Below are 17,069 nucleotides of genomic sequence, written 5' to 3'. Positions count from 1 at the left end.
AATGCAATCCGTCAGATGGGACGCGTTGTCAGGGTGGCGATCGCTTGGCAATCGGACGCAGCCTTTGGCAGCGGTTACGAGAAATCGCTCAGCTCTGGTGCTGCGCCAGCAGGCGCTCCATGTGCGCTTCAAGGCGGCGTTTAATTTCGGTTTCGATATGCGGCGTGAAGTCGTTGATCACGTCTTGCATGATCGAGTGCGCCGCTGTGCGCAGCTCGTTGTCCAGGTGCACGAGCAGGGCGTCCGGCTGTTTTTGCGCCTTCGGTGCGGGTGCAATACCGACCAGCGGCATCTGGTTCTCGTCGTCGATGGCTTCAGACAGCAGGGGGATCTGGGCCCCTTCGGCGCCCACCATTTCGGTCAGTAGCGGCGGCTGCAGACCATCATCGCCCAGCAATTGGCGAATGGATTCAAGGTCGTCGAGCAGGTGCGCAGCTTTTTGTGAGGAGTTGGAGGTGTCCATCGTGTGCTCAAAGTCGTTGCAGCTTGTGGTCTTGCAGAGGATAGCCCTGTTCGCGGTAGAAGCGGAAACTCTCTCGTGCCGCCAGTCGCACGACAGGGTCTTCGACCACGACTTCGGCCACACGGGCAAAGCGTTTAAAAAATTCAGGGACTTTAAGGTCCAGGTTGATCAATAAATCCTGATGGCTGGCCGGTGCTTCGCTCAGGCCCATGACAATTACGCCATCGGGTTCATCTTCGAAGTGGCTGTGGGGCACAAAGCTCTCGCCCTTGAAGCGCCATAAGCGCTCATCCAGATCCTGGCGTTGCGCGGCGTCGCTACAGTGCAGGTAGACCCGATGCCCGAGGCGCCAGGCTTTTTCGGTGAGCTTGCAGGCAAAATCCAGCCGCGCCGATGTGGCCGCGCTTGGAAGAATATAGAAGTCGATTTTGGTTGTTTCAGTGGTCATTGCGATTCCTGAATCGAGGCTGCGCGGCCATCAAGCCGCGCAGTCTTCGATTGTCAGCGTCAAGCGTTGGCGCGGTCCAGCAGGTACTGGGTCAGCAGAGGCACTGGGCGGCCGCTGGCGCCCTTGTCCTTGCCGCCGCTCACCCATGCGGTGCCAGCGATGTCCAGGTGCGCCCAGTGATAGGCCTTGGCGAAACGCGACAGGAAGCAGCCTGCGGTGATTGCACCGGCTTTCGGGCCGCCAATGTTGGCCATGTCGGCAAACGGGCTGTCCAGTTGCTCCTGGTATTCGTCGAACAACGGCAGTTGCCAGGCGCGGTCGTCGGCTTGTTTGCCGGCTTCGAGCAGTTGGCCGATCAACTCGTCGTTGTTGCCCATCAGGCCGGACGTGTGAGCGCCCAAGGCAACCATGCAGGCGCCGGTCAAGGTAGCAATGTCGATAACGGCTTGCGGCTTGAAGCGTTCGGCGTAGGTCAGGGCGTCGCACAGTACCAGACGGCCTTCGGCATCGGTATTGAGGATCTCGACGGTTTGACCGCTCATGGTCGTGACGATGTCACCTGGGCGAGCTGCGCCGCCGCTTGGCATGTTTTCGGCGCAAGCCAGAATGCACACCAGGTTGATCGGCAACTTCAGCTCAAGCACGGCGCGCAGCGTACCAAACACGCTGGCAGCGCCACCCATGTCGTACTTCATTTCGTCCATGCCGGCGCCCGGCTTGAGGCTGATGCCGCCGGTGTCAAAGGTGATGCCTTTGCCGACCAGTACGTATGGCTTCTCGGATTTTTTGCCGCCCGAGTAGTTCATGACAATCAGGCGAGGCGGCTGGTCGCTGCCCTGGCCCACGGCGTAGAACGCGCCCATGCCCAGGTCCTTGATCTTTTTCTCGTCAAGGATTTCGACTTTCAGGCCTTTGTATTCCTTGCCCAGCTCCTTGGCCTGTTCAGCCAGGAAAGTCGGGTGGCAGATGTTCGGCGGCAAGTTGCCCAGATCGCGGGTGAACGACATGCCGGCAGCAATCGCCTGAGCATGGGTTACAGCCAGTTGCACTTCAGCCTGTGCAGCCTTGATGGTCAGCAGGGTGATTTTTTTCAGCGCGCGCGGTTCGGCTTTCTGGCTCTTGAAACGGTCGAACGTGTATTCGCCATCAACCAGTGTTTCTGCCAGCAGACGGGTTTTGCCGTAGCTGTCGCGACCCTTGACGACCAGTTCGTCCAGCGCCAGAACGGCATCGCTGCCGCCCAGACCTTTCAGTACGTTGAGGGTACTGCTGATAATTTTGCGAAACGGGCGATCACCCAGTTCGGCATCTTTACCGGTACCCACCAGCAGTACGCGCTCGGCTTTAAGGTTGGGCAGGCTGTGCAGCAGCAGGGTTTGACCGGTTTTGCCGGCGATGTCGCCGCGCTTGAGTACGGCGCTGATGGCGCCGCCCGTGAGTTCGTCAATGGCCTTGGCTGTGTTGCCGAGTGTGTGGTCTTCACCGATGGCGACCACTAGAGTGGCCGTTTTCAACGTTTCTGGGCTAACGCTTTTTACAACCAGTTCCATGTCCGGGTCCCTGAATCAAATGGTCAACGTGCGTACAAACGAAGTGTTTGCTTGCTTATATAGATGAAGCGCTTCACCTGCCGTTCGGGCAAGCGTCAAGGCGGGCAGTTTGAACCTCGTCGGCAGACCCTGACAACCCTCGATTGCCGTGTCATTCACGCTTTGAAGCCTTGGGTGAGCATGCGCAGTGACAGGCGCACTCATTCACAGGATAATGCGCCATCTTTTTTAACGGCTAGGCTCTTCATCGGAGTCTGTGTCCACTCGTTATGCCGTTTGTTTGGCCGCCTTTGCCTGACGACCCCTGGAGTGTCTGGTTTGATCGTCTTCCGTTATCTATCCCGCGAAGTCATGGTTACCTTGAGTGCAGTCAGTGCTGTGCTGCTGGTCATCATCATGAGTGGTCGTTTCATTAAATACTTGGCGCAGGCTGCTTCCGGCGCGCTCGATCCTGGTTCGTTGTTCCTGATCATGGGGTTTCGACTGCCGGGGTTTATGCAACTGATCCTGCCACTGGGTCTGTTTTTGGGTATTTTGCTGGCGTATGGCCGGTTGTACCTGGAAAGCGAGATGACCGTGTTGTCGGCCACCGGCATGAGTCAGCAGCGTTTGCTGGGCATGACACTGGTGCCTGCGGCTTTTGTTGCGCTGGTGGTGGCATGGCTGAGCCTGAGTCTGGCCCCGCAAGGTGCCAATCAGTTTCAGTTGCTGCTGAACAAGCAAGATGCCCTGACCGAGTTCGATACGCTGGAGCCGGGGCGTTTTCAGTCCTTGAGTGACGGCTCGCGGGTGACCTACACCGAAGAGCTGACCAACGACCGTACTAACCTGTCGGGCGTGTTCATCTCTCAGAAAAACCTTGGGCAAGATGCCAAGGATCGTGGCATTTCGGTGCTGGTGGCTGAAAAAGGCCGTCAGGAAGTGCGCCCCGACGGCAGTCGCTGGCTGGTGCTGGACAACGGCTATCGCTATGACGGGCAGCCCGGGCTGGCCGACTATCGCGCCATTCAGTACGACACGTACGGTGTGTTGCTGCCCAAGCCGGACGTCAGTGATGAAGTGACTGACCGCGATGCGATTCCGACGCTCGACCTGATAGGCAATCCTGAGCCGCGTGCCATTGCCGAATTGCAGTGGCGTATTTCCTTGCCGTTGCTGGTGTTTGTCGTGACCTTGATTGCGGTGCCTCTGTCGCGGGTTAATCCACGTCAGGGTCGATTCCTCAAATTATTGCCGGCCATCCTGCTGTATATGGGGTATCTGACCATGCTGATTTCGGCCCGTGGTGCCCTTGAGAAGGGCAAGCTGTCCCCGGTGCTGGGTTTGTGGTGGGTGCATATTCTGTTCCTGGCGGTTGGTCTGGGGCTGTTGTATTGGGAACCGTTGCGCTTGAAGTTGGCGAGTCGTCGTAGCGTGAAGGAGATGGCCCGTGGTTAAGCTCGATCGCTACATTGGTAAAAGTGTGTTGTTGGCGATCCTGGCGGTACTGGGGATTATTCTAGGACTGGCCACGCTGTTTGCGTTTATCGACGAAATGGGCAGCGTCAGTGACACCTACACCGTCATGGATGTGCTGAGTTTTGTCTTGCTCACGGCGCCGCGCCGCATGTACGACATGCTGCCGATGGCGGCCCTGATCGGCTGTCTGATCGGCCTGGGCAGCCTGGCGAGCAACAGTGAATTGACCATCATGCGGGCGGCCGGTGTTTCTATCGGGCGTATCGTTTGGGCGGTCATGAAGCCGATGCTGGTGCTGATGGTGGCCGGCCTGTTGATCGGTGAGTATGTCGCGCCAGCCACTGAAACCATGGCTCAGGCCAACCGCGCCCTGGCGCAGGGCGGCGGTGATGCGCAAAGCTCCAAGCATGGCTTGTGGCACCGTCAGGGTGATGAGTTCATCCATATCAACGCGGTACAACCCAATGGTGTCTTGCTGGGTGTTACCCGCTACCGCTTTGATAAAGAGCGCCACATGCTGTCGTCCAGCTTCGCCAAAAGAGCGCAGTTCGATCAGGATCACTGGCAGTTGACCGACGTTGCCACCACGGTTTTCCATGATCGCAGCACTGAAGTCGTCAAAGTCCCCGCAGAGCGTTGGGACGTACTGTTGAGCCCGCAGTTGCTCAATACCGTGGTCATGGCGCCTGACGCCCTGTCCATCAGCGGCTTGTGGAGCTATATCCACTACCTCAAGGATCAAGGCCTGAACAACGGTCGTTACTGGCTGGCGTTCTGGGTCAAGGTGTTGCAACCCTTGGTCACGGCTGCGCTGGTGTTGATGGCGATCTCGTTCATTTTCGGTCCGTTACGCTCTGTCACACTGGGGCAGCGAGTATTCACCGGGGTGCTGGTCGGCTTTGCATTCAAGATTGCCCAGGACTTGCTGGGCCCCTCCAGCCTGGTGTTTGGCTTCTCGCCACTGTTTGCGGTGCTGCTACCGGCCGCTATCTGCGCATTGGCGGGGCTGTGGCTGTTGCGCCGAGCGGGTTGATGCGTCGTTATTGAGTCACTCAAAAGCCTCTATCTCACGGTAGGGGCTTTTTTGTCGGTGTACCTTGGCCAGTGAACGTGACGCTTGGCGCGATCATCAGGTACAATTCCCGGCTATTTTTCGGCGGGCAGTCTGCCTGCGACTTTTTTTGAGTGTTGACCCGTGAGTGATTTGAGTCATATCCGCAATTTCTCCATCATCGCCCACATTGACCATGGCAAGTCGACGCTGGCCGATCGTTTCATCCAGATGTGTGGCGGGCTGAGTGCCCGTGAAATGGAAGCCCAGGTGCTGGATTCCATGGACCTCGAGCGTGAGCGCGGGATCACCATCAAAGCGCACAGCGTCACCTTGTATTACACGGCCAAAGACGGCATTACCTACCAGCTGAACTTTATTGACACCCCGGGCCATGTTGACTTCACCTATGAAGTCAGCCGGTCTCTGGCGGCGTGTGAAGGTGCGTTGCTGGTGGTGGATGCGGGGCAGGGCGTTGAAGCTCAGTCCGTAGCCAACTGTTACACCGCTATCGAGCAAGGCCTTGAGGTCATGCCGGTACTGAACAAGATCGACCTGCCGCAGGCCGATCCTGATCGTGTAAAAGACGAAATCGAAAAAATCATCGGTATCGATGCCACTGATGCGGTGACGTGCAGTGCCAAAACTGGCCTTGGCGTCGACGAAGTGCTCGAACGTCTGGTGCACACCATTCCAGCCCCGACCGGTAATTACGAAGATCCGCTGCAAGCGTTGATCATCGACTCCTGGTTCGACAACTACCTGGGCGTTGTGTCTCTGGTTCGCGTGCGCCACGGCCGCGTGAAAAAGGGCGACAAGATTCTGGTCAAGTCCACCGGCAAGATGCACTTGGTGGACAGCGTGGGTGTATTCAACCCCAAGCACACAGCGACCGTTGACCTCAAAGCCGGTGAAGTGGGCTTCATCATCGCGGGCATCAAGGACATTCACGGCGCGCCAGTGGGCGACACCCTGACCTTGAGCAGCACCCCTGATGTTGACGTTCTGCCTGGCTTTAAGCGCATTCAGCCTCAGGTCTATGCCGGTCTGTTCCCGGTCAGCTCCGACGACTTTGAAGACTTCCGTGAAGCGCTGCAAAAGCTCACGCTGAACGATTCGTCGCTGCAGTACACCCCGGAAAGCTCCGACGCACTGGGCTTCGGCTTCCGTTGCGGGTTCCTCGGCATGCTGCACATGGAGATCATCCAGGAGCGCCTTGAGCGCGAGTACGACCTGGACCTGATCACCACCGCGCCGACCGTTATTTTTGAGCTGCTGCTCAAGTCCGGCGAAACGATTTACGTGGATAACCCATCCAAGCTTCCGGATGTGTCGTCCATCGAAGATATTCGCGAACCGATCGTGCGCGCCAATATTCTTGTGCCTCAAGAGCACCTGGGTAACGTCATTACCCTGTGCATTGAGAAGCGTGGCGTTCAGCACGACATGCTGTTCCTCGGCTCGCAGGTGCAAGTGACTTACGATTTGCCGATGAACGAAGTGGTTCTGGACTTCTTTGACCGTCTCAAATCCACCAGTCGCGGCTATGCTTCGCTGGATTACCACTTCGACCGTTATCAGTCGGCGAATCTGGTCAAGCTCGATGTATTGATCAACGGCGAGAAGGTTGATGCCCTTGCACTGATCGTTCACCGCGACAACGCTCACTACAAAGGGCGCGCGCTGACCGAGAAAATGAAAGAGCTGATTCCGCGTCAGATGTTCGATGTAGCAATTCAGGCTGCAATTGGTGGCCAAATCATTGCGCGCTCGTCGGTTAAAGCGCTCAGAAAAAACGTACTGGCCAAATGCTACGGTGGTGACGTTAGCCGTAAGCGCAAGCTGTTGGAAAAGCAGAAAGCCGGTAAAAAACGCATGAAGCAAGTGGGTAATGTGGAGATTCCACAAGAAGCCTTCCTTGCAGTGCTCAGGTTGGATAGCTAGGTCCTATGTCACTAAATTTCCCGCTGTTGCTGGTCATTGCTGTTGCCGTCTGTGGTTTGCTGGCGCTGCTCGATCTGGTCTTTCTGGCACCTCGCCGGCGCAAGGCCATCGCCCAGTATCAAGCCAGCGTCAAGCCGGCTGATGCTCAGGTTATCGAGAAGCTCAACAAGGAACCGCTGCTGGTTGAATACGGCAAGTCGTTCTTCCCGGTGTTGTTCATCGTGCTGGTGCTACGTTCGTTTCTGGTTGAGCCGTTCCAGATTCCGTCCGGCTCGATGAAACCGACCCTGGATGTGGGCGACTTCATCTTGGTGAACAAGTTTTCTTACGGTATCCGCTTGCCGGTCATCGACAAGAAAATCATCGAGGTGGGTGATCCGCAACGCGGCGATGTGATGGTGTTCCGCTACCCAAGCGATCCGACCGTCAACTACATCAAGCGTGTAGTCGGCCTGCCGGGTGACAAGATTCGTTACACCAGTGACAAAAAGCTGTACATCAACGACCAACTGGTTGCCGAGCAACTGGTGGGTACTGAGCCTGGAACATTGGGCAGTGCAGAGCTGTACAAAGAAAAGCTGGGCGAAGTCGAGCACATGATCCGCAAGGAAATGAGCCGCTATCGTGCGCCACCTGGCAAGGAGTGGACGGTTCCGGCCGGGCACTACTTCATGATGGGTGACAACCGCGACAATTCGAACGACAGCCGTTACTGGGACGATCCCAACATTCCCAAGAACGAGTTGGGCATGGTTCCTGACGAAAATATCGTCGGCAAGGCCTTCGCTGTTTGGATGAGCTGGCCAGAACCTAAAATGAGCAACCTGCCGAGCTTGTCGCGGGTTGGTCTGATCAAGTAGCCAAGACGGCGCTGTTAATAACAGCGCCGACTGCTTTTCAGGCGAACGAACAGGTTCGCAGATCAGTCGTCTCAAGATTGCTTTGCCGCTTCAGGTGAGCGATCAACTGTATTCAGGATGTGGATTTGAACAAAGCGTTAAGTGTGACGGCGGCGAACTGCCGGTTCCCGGTCCATTTGCTATGCGATAAGAGAGCATCACTGATCCCTTATATCGGTCCGGTGGTGACATTCGGCCACGAACTCAGCGTGGGTAAATCGTGAGTTTTCCATTAAGTCGTTTAGAGCGTCAGCTCGGTTACACCTTCAAAGACCAGGAACTGATGGTTCTGGCCCTGACACACCGCAGTTTTGCGGGGCGCAATAACGAGCGTCTCGAATTTCTGGGTGATGCCATCCTCAATTTTGTTGCCGGCGAAGCCTTGTTTGACCGCTTCCCGTTGGCCCGTGAAGGCCAGCTGTCGCGTCTGCGTGCCCGTCTGGTTAAAGGCGAAACCCTGGCTGTACTGGCCCGTGGTTTCGAGTTGGGCGAGTATCTGCGCCTGGGCTCGGGCGAGCTCAAGAGCGGTGGTTTTCGTCGTGAATCGATTCTGGCCGACGCCCTTGAAGCGTTGATCGGCGCCATTTATCTGGACGCCGGCATGGAAGCTGCCCGTGATCGGGTATTGGCGTGGCTGGCCAGCGAATTCGAGACCTTGACTCTGGTCGACACCAACAAAGATCCAAAGACCCGCCTGCAAGAATTCTTGCAGTCGCGTGCCTGTGAGCTGCCACGTTACGAAGTGGTAGATATCCAGGGCGAACCGCATTGCCGCATCTTCTTCGTTGAATGCGAAATTGCCCTATTGAATGAAAAAAGCCGAGGTCAGGGTGTGAGTCGTCGTATTGCCGAACAGGTAGCGGCCGCCGCAGCATTGATTGCCCTTGGCGTGGAGAATGGCCATGAATGATACAACTGCAACACGCTGTGGCTATGTCGCCATTGTTGGTCGACCAAACGTGGGTAAATCCACACTGCTGAACCACATCCTCGGTCAAAAGCTGGCGATTACTTCGCGCAAGCCTCAGACCACCCGCCACAACATGCTGGGCATCAAGACCGAAGGCAACGTGCAAGCGGTGTATGTAGATACCCCCGGTATGCACAAAGGCGGCGAAAAGGCCCTGAACCGCTACATGAACAAAACCGCGTCGGCCGCGTTGAAAGACGTGGACGTGGTGATCTTCGTTGTTGACCGCACCAAGTGGACCGACGAAGACCAGATGGTGCTGGAGCGCGTTCAATACGTGACCGGGCCGTTGATCGTTGCGCTGAACAAGACCGACCGTATTGAAGACAAGGCCGAGCTGATGCCGCACCTGAGCTGGCTTCAGGAGCAACTGCCGAACGCCCAGATCATCCCGATTTCTGCTCAGCACGGTCACAACCTTGACGCGCTTGAGCGCGTGATCGCTGAACACTTGCCGGAAAACGAACACTTTTTCCCGGAAGATCAGATCACCGACCGCAGCAGCCGCTTTCTGGCCGCTGAGCTGGTGCGCGAAAAAATCATGCGCCAAATGGGTGCCGAACTGCCGTACCAGATCACGGTCGAGATCGAAGAATTCAAGCAGCAAGGTAAAACCTTGCACATTCACGCGCTGATTCTGGTTGAGCGTGATGGTCAGAAGAAAATCATCATTGGCGACAAGGGCGAGCGTATCAAGCGTATCGGTACCGAAGCGCGCAAGGATATGGAGCTGCTGTTCGACTCCAAGATCATGCTTAACCTGTGGGTGAAAGTGAAAGGCGGCTGGTCCGACGATGAGCGCGCCCTGCGTTCACTGGGTTACGGCGACCTGTAATCCGTTGCTCTCACCCCAACCCTCTCCCGGAGGGAGAGGGGGCTGAATGTCGGTGTTTTCGAACCCGCATGCGCTCAGTGCCCTCTTCCTCCGGGAGAGGGCTAGGGTGAGGGAAGCTTTAGTGTCCAGAGATACCTGACACCCATGTCCAGCAATCCCCCAGTCGCACAACTCGCCTACGTCCTGCACAGTCGCCCTTACCGCGAAACCAGTGCTCTGGTGGACTTCATTACGCCACAAGGTCGGTTGCGCGCGGTCTTGCGCAGCGCGCGAGGCAAAGCAGGCACATTGGCCCGGCCCTTTGTTCCGCTCGAAATCGAGTTTCGCGGCCGTGGTGAGCTTAAAAACGTGGGCCGCATGGAAAGCGCCGGTCTCTCTACCTGGCTCAATGGCGAGGCGCTGTTCAGCGGCTTGTACCTTAACGAGCTATTGATTCGCCTGTTACCCGCCGAAGATCCCCACCCCGGTTTATTCAACCACTACGCCGCTACTTTGTTGGCACTGGCCGAAGGTCGGGCGCTGGAACCGTTGTTGCGTGCTTTTGAATGGCGGCTGCTGGACGACATCGGTTACGGCTTCTCTTTGACTCAGGACATTCATGGCGAGCCGGTGGCCATTGATGGCATGTACCGTTTGCAAGTGGATGCCGGGCTTGAGCGTATTTATCTGATCCAGCCAGGGCTTTTTCATGGCGCCGAACTGCATGCAATGGCTCAAACCGACTGGGCCGTCCCAGGCGCGTTGTCGGCGGCCAAGCGCTTGATGCGTCAGGCCCTGGCCGTTCATCTGGCAGGTAAGCCGTTGGCCAGTCGTGAGTTGTTTCGCAAGCCCTGAATAGATCGGTATGCTGTGCGCCGAATCTTCAGCTCTTCAGGAGAGCCTCCGTGACCACAAGCAATCGCATTCTTCTCGGCGTCAATATCGATCACGTTGCCACACTGCGTCAGGCACGCGGCACGCGTTACCCTGACCCGGTCAAGGCCGCGCTGGATGCCGAAGAGGCGGGCGCTGATGGCATCACTGTGCATCTGCGTGAAGATCGTCGTCATATCCAGGAGCGCGACGTGTTGCTGCTCAAGGATGTGCTGCAAACCCGCATGAACTTCGAGATGGGCGTGACTGAAGAAATGATGGCGTTCGCCGAGCATATTCGCCCTGCGCACATCTGTTTGGTGCCCGAAACCCGTCAGGAACTCACCACCGAAGGCGGTCTGGATGTGGCGGGTCAAGAGGCGCGCATCAAGGCGGCCGTCGAGCGTTTGGCGAAAATAGGCTGTGAAGTGTCGCTGTTCATTGATGCTGACGAGCGCCAGATCGAAGCATCCAAGCGCGTAGGTGCTCCGGCGATTGAGCTGCACACCGGGCGTTATGCCGATGCGCAAACGCCGACTGAAGTTGCTGAAGAATTACAGCGCGTCGCAGAAGGCGTGGCTTGTGGTCTGGCCCAGGGGTTGATTGTGAATGCCGGCCACGGCCTGCATTACCACAACGTAGAAGCGGTAGCGGCCATCAAGGGCATCAACGAGTTGAACATCGGCCATGCCTTGGTGGCGCACGCCTTGTTTGTGGGCTTCAAATCGGCAGTGGCCGAAATGAAAGCGCTTATCGTGGCGGCTGCGAAGGTTTAAACCAGACTTTGAAAATCGCCCAACTCCGGTAGCAGCTGCCGAAGGCTGCGTCCGTGGGCGTAGCCCACGTAAAATCTGCGAGTGCGATCTGTCAGGCTTTCCCAAAACTCTGATTTACGATCGCTACGCAATCGGACGCAGCCTGCGGCAGCTGCTACGGGATTTGTGTTGAATCTACAACGCAGGCTCTTCTTTAGGCTTGGTCTTGTCGATACCGGGGATGTGCAGCTTGCCGTCGGTGACTTCGTCGCCTTCGAGCTGCGGTTGAGTGGCCCACGTCAGAATGTCGTAGTAACGACGGATGTTGGCCACGAAGTGCACCGGCTCCCCGCCGCGGGCGTAGCCATAGCGGGTTTTGCTGTACCACTGCTTCTGCGCAAGGCGAGGCAGCATTTTTTTCACATCCAGCCACTTGTTCGGGTTCAGGCCTTCTTTTTTGGCCAGCTTGCGCGCGTCGTCAAGATGCCCGCCGCCCACGTTATAAGCCGCTAGGGCAAACCAGGTGCGATCGGGCTCCTGGATGTCGTCGTCGAGCTCGCTTTTGATCTGGGCGATGTATTTGGCCCCGCCCATAATGCTTTGTTTTGCGTCCAGCCGATTAGAAACGCCCATGGCTTGGGCGGTGTTCTGGGTCAGCATCATCAGGCCGCGAACGCCCGTTTTGGAGGTGACCGCGGGTTGCCACAAGGACTCTTGGTACCCCATGGCTGCCAACAACCGCCAGTCAATCTGTTCCTTTTTGGCCGCTTCCTTGAAGAATTTTTCGTATTTGGGCAGACGCTCTTGCAGGTGCTGGGCGAAGGTGTACGCGCCCACGTAGCCCAGCACGTCTACGTGCCCGTAGTAACGATCCTTCAAGCGTTGCAGGGTGCCGTTTTTCTGAACCTTGTCGAGGTAGGTGTTGATCTCGTTCAGCAGGCTGTTGTCTTCACCGGCCTTCACCGCCCAGCGCTGGCTGCGTGCATCACCCAGGTCGAACGCCACACGTACATTGGGGAAGTACACCTGATTCATCGCCACTTCGTTGGAGTCGACCAGCGTCAGGTCAATCTGGCCTTCATCGACCATGCGCAGCAAGTCGACGACTTCAACGGCGTCAGACTCTTCATAGTCGATACCCGGATACTGCTTTTTGAGCTCGGCGAGCTGCTCTGCGTGAGAGCTGCCTTTGAGGACGGTGATGCGTTTGCCCACCAGGTCTGCCGCAGAGGTGGGGCGCGATTGGCCGTTGCGATAGATGATTTGCGGCGTGACTTCGAGGTAAGGGTGAGAAAACTTCGCTTGCTGCAGGCGTTTCTCGCTGCTGACCAGTCCGGCAGCAGCCAGAGCCGGGCCGTCAGGTTGGCCCAGCTTGGTAAACATGTCGTCCAGGTTGTCAGCAGTTTCGATCTTGAGTTCGACCCCCAGATCGTCGGCAAAGCGCTTTACCAGCTCATATTCAAAGCCGGTTTCGCCGTTGCGGTCCTCAAAGTAAGTGGCCGGGCTGTTACGGGTAATGACCCGCAGTACACCGTCCTCCTTTATGCGCTCAAGGGTGCTGGGTTTTTCAACGCAGGCACCGAGCATCAGGAAGAGTCCGGTTGCGATAAGCCATTTGGCGCAGCGCGGGCGGAATTCGGTTATAGAAAACATTCGCGCAGTATACGCAAAGCAGCGCGGGTGCCATATCTCGACAATGTGTGGTCATTCTGATAACAGCAGGGAAAACAGCCTTAACCCCCGTGGAATGGGGGGTAAGGCAGGGTTTAAAGAGCTGATTGCTCCATGTCTGATGCCTCTGATAGCCATAAAGAATAAGGCCTTTGTCGGTTAGTGACGCCAGGTGTGTGAGAGGTGTGCCGTTTCGGGTGCCGTCAGCGATGGTTTACGCTAGAATGCCGGGCCTCAAAGCATACCCCTCCCGAGGCTGTCCCGAAGATGTTGATCCTGCGCGGCGCTCCTGCCCTTTCTGCCTTTCGCCACAGCAAACTGCTTGCACAACTGAACCTCAAGGTTCCGGCTGTCACTGGTTTGTATGCTGAATTCGCCCACTTTGCCGATGTCACCGGTGAATTGACCAGCGATGAACAACAGGTCCTGGCTCGTCTTTTGAAATACGGCCCGAGCGTGCCGGTTCAAGAGCCAAGCGGACGACTGTTTCTGGTGTTACCGCGGTTTGGCACTATTTCCCCTTGGTCGAGTAAGGCCAGCGACATTGCCCGTAACTGTGGCCTGGCTAAAATCCAGCGCCTGGAACGCGGTATTGCTTTCTATGTGGCGGGTCAATTCAGCGATGCTGAAGCCGAGCTGATTGCTGGCGCATTGCATGACCGCATGACGCAAATCGTGTTGGGCAACCTTGAACAGGCTGCCGGCCTGTTCAGCCATGCCGAACCGAAGCCACTGACGGCGATTGATGTGTTGGGTGGCGGGCGCGCAGCGCTGGAAAAAGCCAACGTCGAGCTGGGCCTGGCTTTGGCAGAAGACGAAATCGACTATCTGGTCAATGCTTTCAACGGTTTGGGTCGTAACCCTCACGACATCGAACTGATGATGTTTGCTCAGGCCAACTCCGAGCATTGCCGCCACAAGATCTTCAACGCCAGTTGGGACATCGACGGTCAAAGCCAGGAAAAAAGCCTGTTTGGCATGATCAAGAACACCTACGTGATGCACAGCGAAGGCGTTCTGTCAGCTTATAAAGACAACGCCTCGGTGATTGTCGGCAGCGTAGCGGGGCGCTTCTTCCCCAACTCTGAAACCCGCCAGTACGGTGCGGTACAAGAACCCGTGCATATCCTGATGAAAGTCGAGACGCACAACCACCCGACCGCCATTGCTCCGTTTCCGGGGGCGGCGACGGGTTCGGGGGGCGAGATTCGTGACGAAGGTGCAACCGGTCGTGGTGCCAAGCCAAAAGCAGGCCTGACCGGCTTCACCGTGTCCAACCTGCAAATTCCAGGTTTCGAACAGCCGTGGGAAGTGCCTTACGGCAAGCCTGAGCGCATCGTTACCGCGCTGGATATCATGATCGAAGGCCCTCTGGGCGGCGCCGCATTCAACAACGAATTCGGTCGTCCTGCTCTGACTGGCTACTTCCGTACGTTTGAGCAATCCATCACCACGCCGCACGGTGATGAAGTGCGCGGTTACCACAAGCCGATCATGTTGGCGGGCGGCATGGGCAACATCCGCGCCGAACACGTTCAGAAAGCCGAAATCACTGTGGGCTCCAAGCTGATCGTGCTGGGCGGCCCGGCCATGCTGATCGGTCTGGGCGGCGGTGCCGCGTCTTCCATGGCCACTGGCGCAAGCTCGGCTGACCTGGATTTCGCTTCGGTACAGCGTGAAAACCCGGAAATGGAACGCCGCTGTCAGGAAGTCATCGACCGCTGCTGGCAGTTGGGTGACAAAAACCCGATCAGCTTTATCCACGACGTGGGCGCGGGTGGCCTGTCCAACGCCTTCCCGGAGCTGGTCAATGACGGCGACCGTGGTGGCCGTTTCGAGCTGCGCAACATTCCAAACGACGAGCCGGGCATGGCCCCGCACGAAATCTGGAGCAACGAATCCCAGGAACGTTACGTTCTGGCCGTGGGCGTTGAAGATTTTGCCCGCTTCCAGGCCATCTGTGAGCGCGAGCGCTGCCCGTATGCAGTAGTCGGTGAAGCCACTGCTGAGCCGCAACTGACCGTGACCGACAGCCATTTCGGTAACAACCCGGTCGACATGCCGCTGGAAGTATTGCTGGGCAAGGCGCCACGCATGCACCGTTCGGCTGTTCGCGAGCAAGAGCTGGGCGACGACTTCGACCCGGCTGAGCTGAACATCGCTGAGTGTGTCGAGCGCGTTCTGCACCACCCGGCGGTGGCCAGCAAAAGCTTCTTGATCACCATTGGCGACCGCACCATCACGGGTCTCGTGGCTCGTGACCAAATGGTTGGCCCGTGGCAGGTGCCCGTGGCTGACGTTGCCGTGACGGCGACCAGCTTTGACGTGTACACCGGTGAAGCCATGGCGATGGGCGAGCGTACGCCGCTTGCGCTGCTGGATGCTCCGGCATCGGGCCGTATGGCCATCGGCGAAACCCTGACCAACATCGCTGCTTCGCGCATTGGCAAAATTTCTGACATCAAAATGTCTGCCAACTGGATGTCCGCTGCCGGCCACCCGGGTGAAGACGCGCGTTTGTTCGATACCGTCAAAGCCGTTGGCATGGAATTGTGCCCGGAGCTGGGCATCACCATTCCAGTGGGCAAAGACTCGATGTCGATGCAGACCCGCTGGAACGAAGACGGCACTGAAAAGAGCGTCACCTCGCCGATGTCGCTGATCGTCACCGGCTTCTCGCCTGTGCTCGATATTCGCCAGACCTTGACCCCGGAACTGCGTATGGATAAAGGTCAAACCGACCTGATCCTGATCGACCTGGGTCGTGGCCAAAACCGCATGGGTGCCTCGATTCTGGCCCAGACGTATGGCAAGTTGGGCAAAGTGGCCCCGGACGTTGATGACGCAGAAGACCTCAAGGCCTTCTTCGCCGTGATTCAGGGGTTGAATGCTGACGGTCATCTGCTGGCTTATCACGACCGCTCCGACGGTGGTTTGCTGACCAGCGTGATGGAAATGGCGTTTGCCGGTCACTGCGGTCTGAACCTGAACCTGGATTGCCTGACTGAGAACGTCAGTGAAATCCCGGCCATCCTGTTCAACGAAGAACTGGGTGCCGTGATTCAAGTGCGTCATGACGAAACCCCGGACGTGTTGACCCAGTTCAGCGTTGCCGGTTTGGGTGAGTGCGTGGCCGTGATTGGCCAGCCGTTGAACAACAGCGAAATCAACATCAGCTTGAACGGCGAGACCGTCTTCGAAGGTCAGCGCGGCGCCTTGCAGCGTCAGTGGGCCGAGACCAGCTACCAGATCCAGCGCCTGCGTGATAACGCCGAATGTGCAGATCAAGAGTTCGATGTGCTGCTGGAAGAAGACAATCCGGGTCTGACCGTCAAGCTGGGCTTTGACGTCAATGACAACATCAGCGCGCCGTACATCAAGAAAGGCATTCGCCCTCAAGTGGCTGTGCTGCGTGAACAGGGTGTGAACGGGCAAGTTGAAATGGCGGCGGCATTCGACCGTGCCGGTTTCAATGCCATCGACGTGCACATGAGCGACATTCTGGCGGGCCGTGTTGACCTGAACGAGTTCAAGGGGCTGGTTGCCTGTGGCGGCTTCTCCTACGGCGACGTTCTGGGTGCCGGTGAAGGCTGGGCCAAGTCAGCCTTGTTCAACACCCGGGCACGCGATGCGTTCCAGGGCTTCTTTGAGCGCTCCGACAGTTTCTCTCTGGGTGTGTGCAACGGTTGCCAGATGATGTCCAACCTGAGCGAGTTGATCCCGGGCAGCGAGCTGTGGCCACACTTTGTGCGCAACCGCTCCGAGCAGTTCGAAGCCCGTGTAGCGATGGTTCAAGTGCAAGAGTCGAACTCGATCTTCCTGCAGGGCATGGCCGGTTCGCGCATGCCAATCGCCATTGCTCACGGTGAAGGTCATGCCGAGTTCGCCAGCGAAGAGGCCATGCTGCAAGCGGATCTGTCCGGTTCAGTGGCACTGCGTTTCGTCGATAACCACGGCAAAGTGACTGAAAACTACCCGGCTAACCCGAATGGCTCGCCGCGCGGTATTACCGGTCTCACCAGCCGTGACGGCCGTGTGACCATCATGATGCCGCACCCGGAGCGTGTGTTCCGCGCCGTGCAGAACTCGTGGCGCCCTGAAGATTGGAACGAAGATGCACCGTGGTTGCGCATGTTCCGTAACGCGCGTGCTTGGGTGAATTAAAGGCTGGAT

The 17,069-nt window shown here is 57.4% G+C and carries 13 protein-coding genes; 9 read left to right on the top strand and 4 right to left on the bottom strand.

Going from position 1 to position 17,069, the window contains the following annotated elements:
* Positions 1-88: 88 nt before the first annotated feature.
* The 3 genes from FJD38_RS11210 to FJD38_RS11200 are packed head-to-tail and all read right to left on the bottom strand — an operon-like array spanning position 89 to position 2,461.
* Positions 89-463: a DNA polymerase III subunit chi gene (locus FJD38_RS11210; protein ID WP_122782504.1), complete on the bottom strand. Its 375-nt coding sequence runs from the start codon at positions 461-463 to the stop codon at positions 89-91.
* Positions 464-470: 7 nt separating this feature from the next.
* Positions 471-911 (bottom strand): DNA polymerase III subunit chi, encoded by a 441-nt coding sequence (locus FJD38_RS11205; protein WP_146385353.1) that lies wholly within the window; start codon positions 909-911, stop codon positions 471-473.
* A gap of 59 nt (positions 912-970) precedes the next feature.
* Positions 971-2,461, bottom strand: coding sequence for a leucyl aminopeptidase (locus FJD38_RS11200; protein WP_146385351.1), 1,491 nt, complete (start codon positions 2,459-2,461; stop codon positions 971-973).
* Between the two features lie 318 nt (positions 2,462-2,779).
* Here FJD38_RS11200 and lptF point away from each other — a divergent pair, with 318 nt between their 5' ends.
* The 8 genes from lptF to pdxJ all read left to right on the top strand — a co-directional run bounded on the left by lptF (position 2,780) and on the right by pdxJ (position 11,246).
* Entirely contained in the window at positions 2,780-3,898 is a 1,119-nt protein-coding gene (gene lptF / locus FJD38_RS11195) for an LPS export ABC transporter permease LptF (protein WP_122782501.1), read from the top strand.
* Positions 3,891-4,952, top strand: a complete 1,062-nt coding sequence (gene lptG, locus FJD38_RS11190) for an LPS export ABC transporter permease LptG (RefSeq protein WP_122782500.1) — start codon at positions 3,891-3,893, stop codon at positions 4,950-4,952. Before lptF ends, lptG begins: the two co-directional genes overlap by 8 nt.
* A gap of 162 nt (positions 4,953-5,114) precedes the next feature.
* Complete coding sequence (lepA, locus tag FJD38_RS11185; RefSeq protein WP_122782499.1) at positions 5,115-6,914, top strand: translation elongation factor 4; 1,800 nt, start codon at positions 5,115-5,117, stop codon at positions 6,912-6,914.
* A gap of 5 nt (positions 6,915-6,919) precedes the next feature.
* Entirely contained in the window at positions 6,920-7,774 is an 855-nt protein-coding gene (gene lepB / locus FJD38_RS11180) for a signal peptidase I (protein ID WP_122782498.1), read from the top strand.
* Between the two features lie 259 nt (positions 7,775-8,033).
* Positions 8,034-8,723, top strand: coding sequence for a ribonuclease III (rnc, locus tag FJD38_RS11175; protein WP_122782497.1), 690 nt, complete (start codon positions 8,034-8,036; stop codon positions 8,721-8,723).
* Positions 8,716-9,618 carry a GTPase Era gene (era, locus tag FJD38_RS11170; RefSeq protein WP_122782496.1) on the top strand — a complete coding sequence of 301 codons (903 nt, stop codon included), beginning with the start codon at positions 8,716-8,718 and terminating at the stop codon, positions 9,616-9,618. Before rnc ends, era begins: the two co-directional genes overlap by 8 nt.
* A 144-nt stretch (positions 9,619-9,762) precedes the next feature.
* The gene (recO, locus tag FJD38_RS11165) at positions 9,763-10,452 is read left to right on the top strand and encodes a DNA repair protein RecO (RefSeq protein WP_122782495.1); all 690 of its coding nucleotides are present in this window, start codon (positions 9,763-9,765) and stop codon (positions 10,450-10,452) included.
* 50 nt (positions 10,453-10,502) lie between these two features.
* Positions 10,503-11,246, top strand: a complete 744-nt coding sequence (gene pdxJ / locus FJD38_RS11160) for a pyridoxine 5'-phosphate synthase (protein ID WP_146385349.1) — start codon at positions 10,503-10,505, stop codon at positions 11,244-11,246.
* Between the two features lie 174 nt (positions 11,247-11,420).
* Here pdxJ and mltF read toward each other — a convergent pair whose 3' ends face one another.
* Positions 11,421-12,878 carry a membrane-bound lytic murein transglycosylase MltF gene (gene mltF / locus FJD38_RS11155; RefSeq protein WP_122782493.1) on the bottom strand — a complete coding sequence of 486 codons (1,458 nt, stop codon included), beginning with the start codon at positions 12,876-12,878 and terminating at the stop codon, positions 11,421-11,423.
* 285 nt (positions 12,879-13,163) lie between these two features.
* Here mltF and purL point away from each other — a divergent pair, with 285 nt between their 5' ends.
* On the top strand, positions 13,164-17,060 hold the full coding sequence (gene purL, locus FJD38_RS11150) for a phosphoribosylformylglycinamidine synthase (RefSeq protein WP_146385347.1): 3,897 nt from the start codon (positions 13,164-13,166) through the stop codon (positions 17,058-17,060).
* The last annotated feature ends 9 nt before the right edge of the window (positions 17,061-17,069 follow it).

It is taken from the genome of Pseudomonas saxonica, from assembly GCF_007858365.1.
GTDB lineage: Bacteria > Pseudomonadota > Gammaproteobacteria > Pseudomonadales > Pseudomonadaceae > Aquipseudomonas > Aquipseudomonas saxonica.
The sequence above is the reverse complement of the archived record's forward strand: the minus strand, read 5'-3'. Positions and strand labels throughout refer to the sequence as shown.

Coding starts and splice junctions, on each gene's coding strand:
- purL (WP_146385347.1), top strand. CDS start 13,164: ATGTTGATCCTGCGCGGCGCTCCTGCCCTTTCTGCCTTTCGCCACAGC.
- FJD38_RS11210 (WP_122782504.1), bottom strand. CDS start 463: ATGGACACCTCCAACTCCTCACAAAAAGCTGCGCACCTGCTCGACGAC.
- era (WP_122782496.1), top strand. CDS start 8,716: ATGAATGATACAACTGCAACACGCTGTGGCTATGTCGCCATTGTTGGT.
- recO (WP_122782495.1), top strand. CDS start 9,763: ATGTCCAGCAATCCCCCAGTCGCACAACTCGCCTACGTCCTGCACAGT.
- lepB (WP_122782498.1), top strand. CDS start 6,920: ATGTCACTAAATTTCCCGCTGTTGCTGGTCATTGCTGTTGCCGTCTGT.
- mltF (WP_122782493.1), bottom strand. CDS start 12,878: ATGTTTTCTATAACCGAATTCCGCCCGCGCTGCGCCAAATGGCTTATC.
- FJD38_RS11200 (WP_146385351.1), bottom strand. CDS start 2,461: ATGGAACTGGTTGTAAAAAGCGTTAGCCCAGAAACGTTGAAAACGGCC.
- FJD38_RS11205 (WP_146385353.1), bottom strand. CDS start 911: ATGACCACTGAAACAACCAAAATCGACTTCTATATTCTTCCAAGCGCG.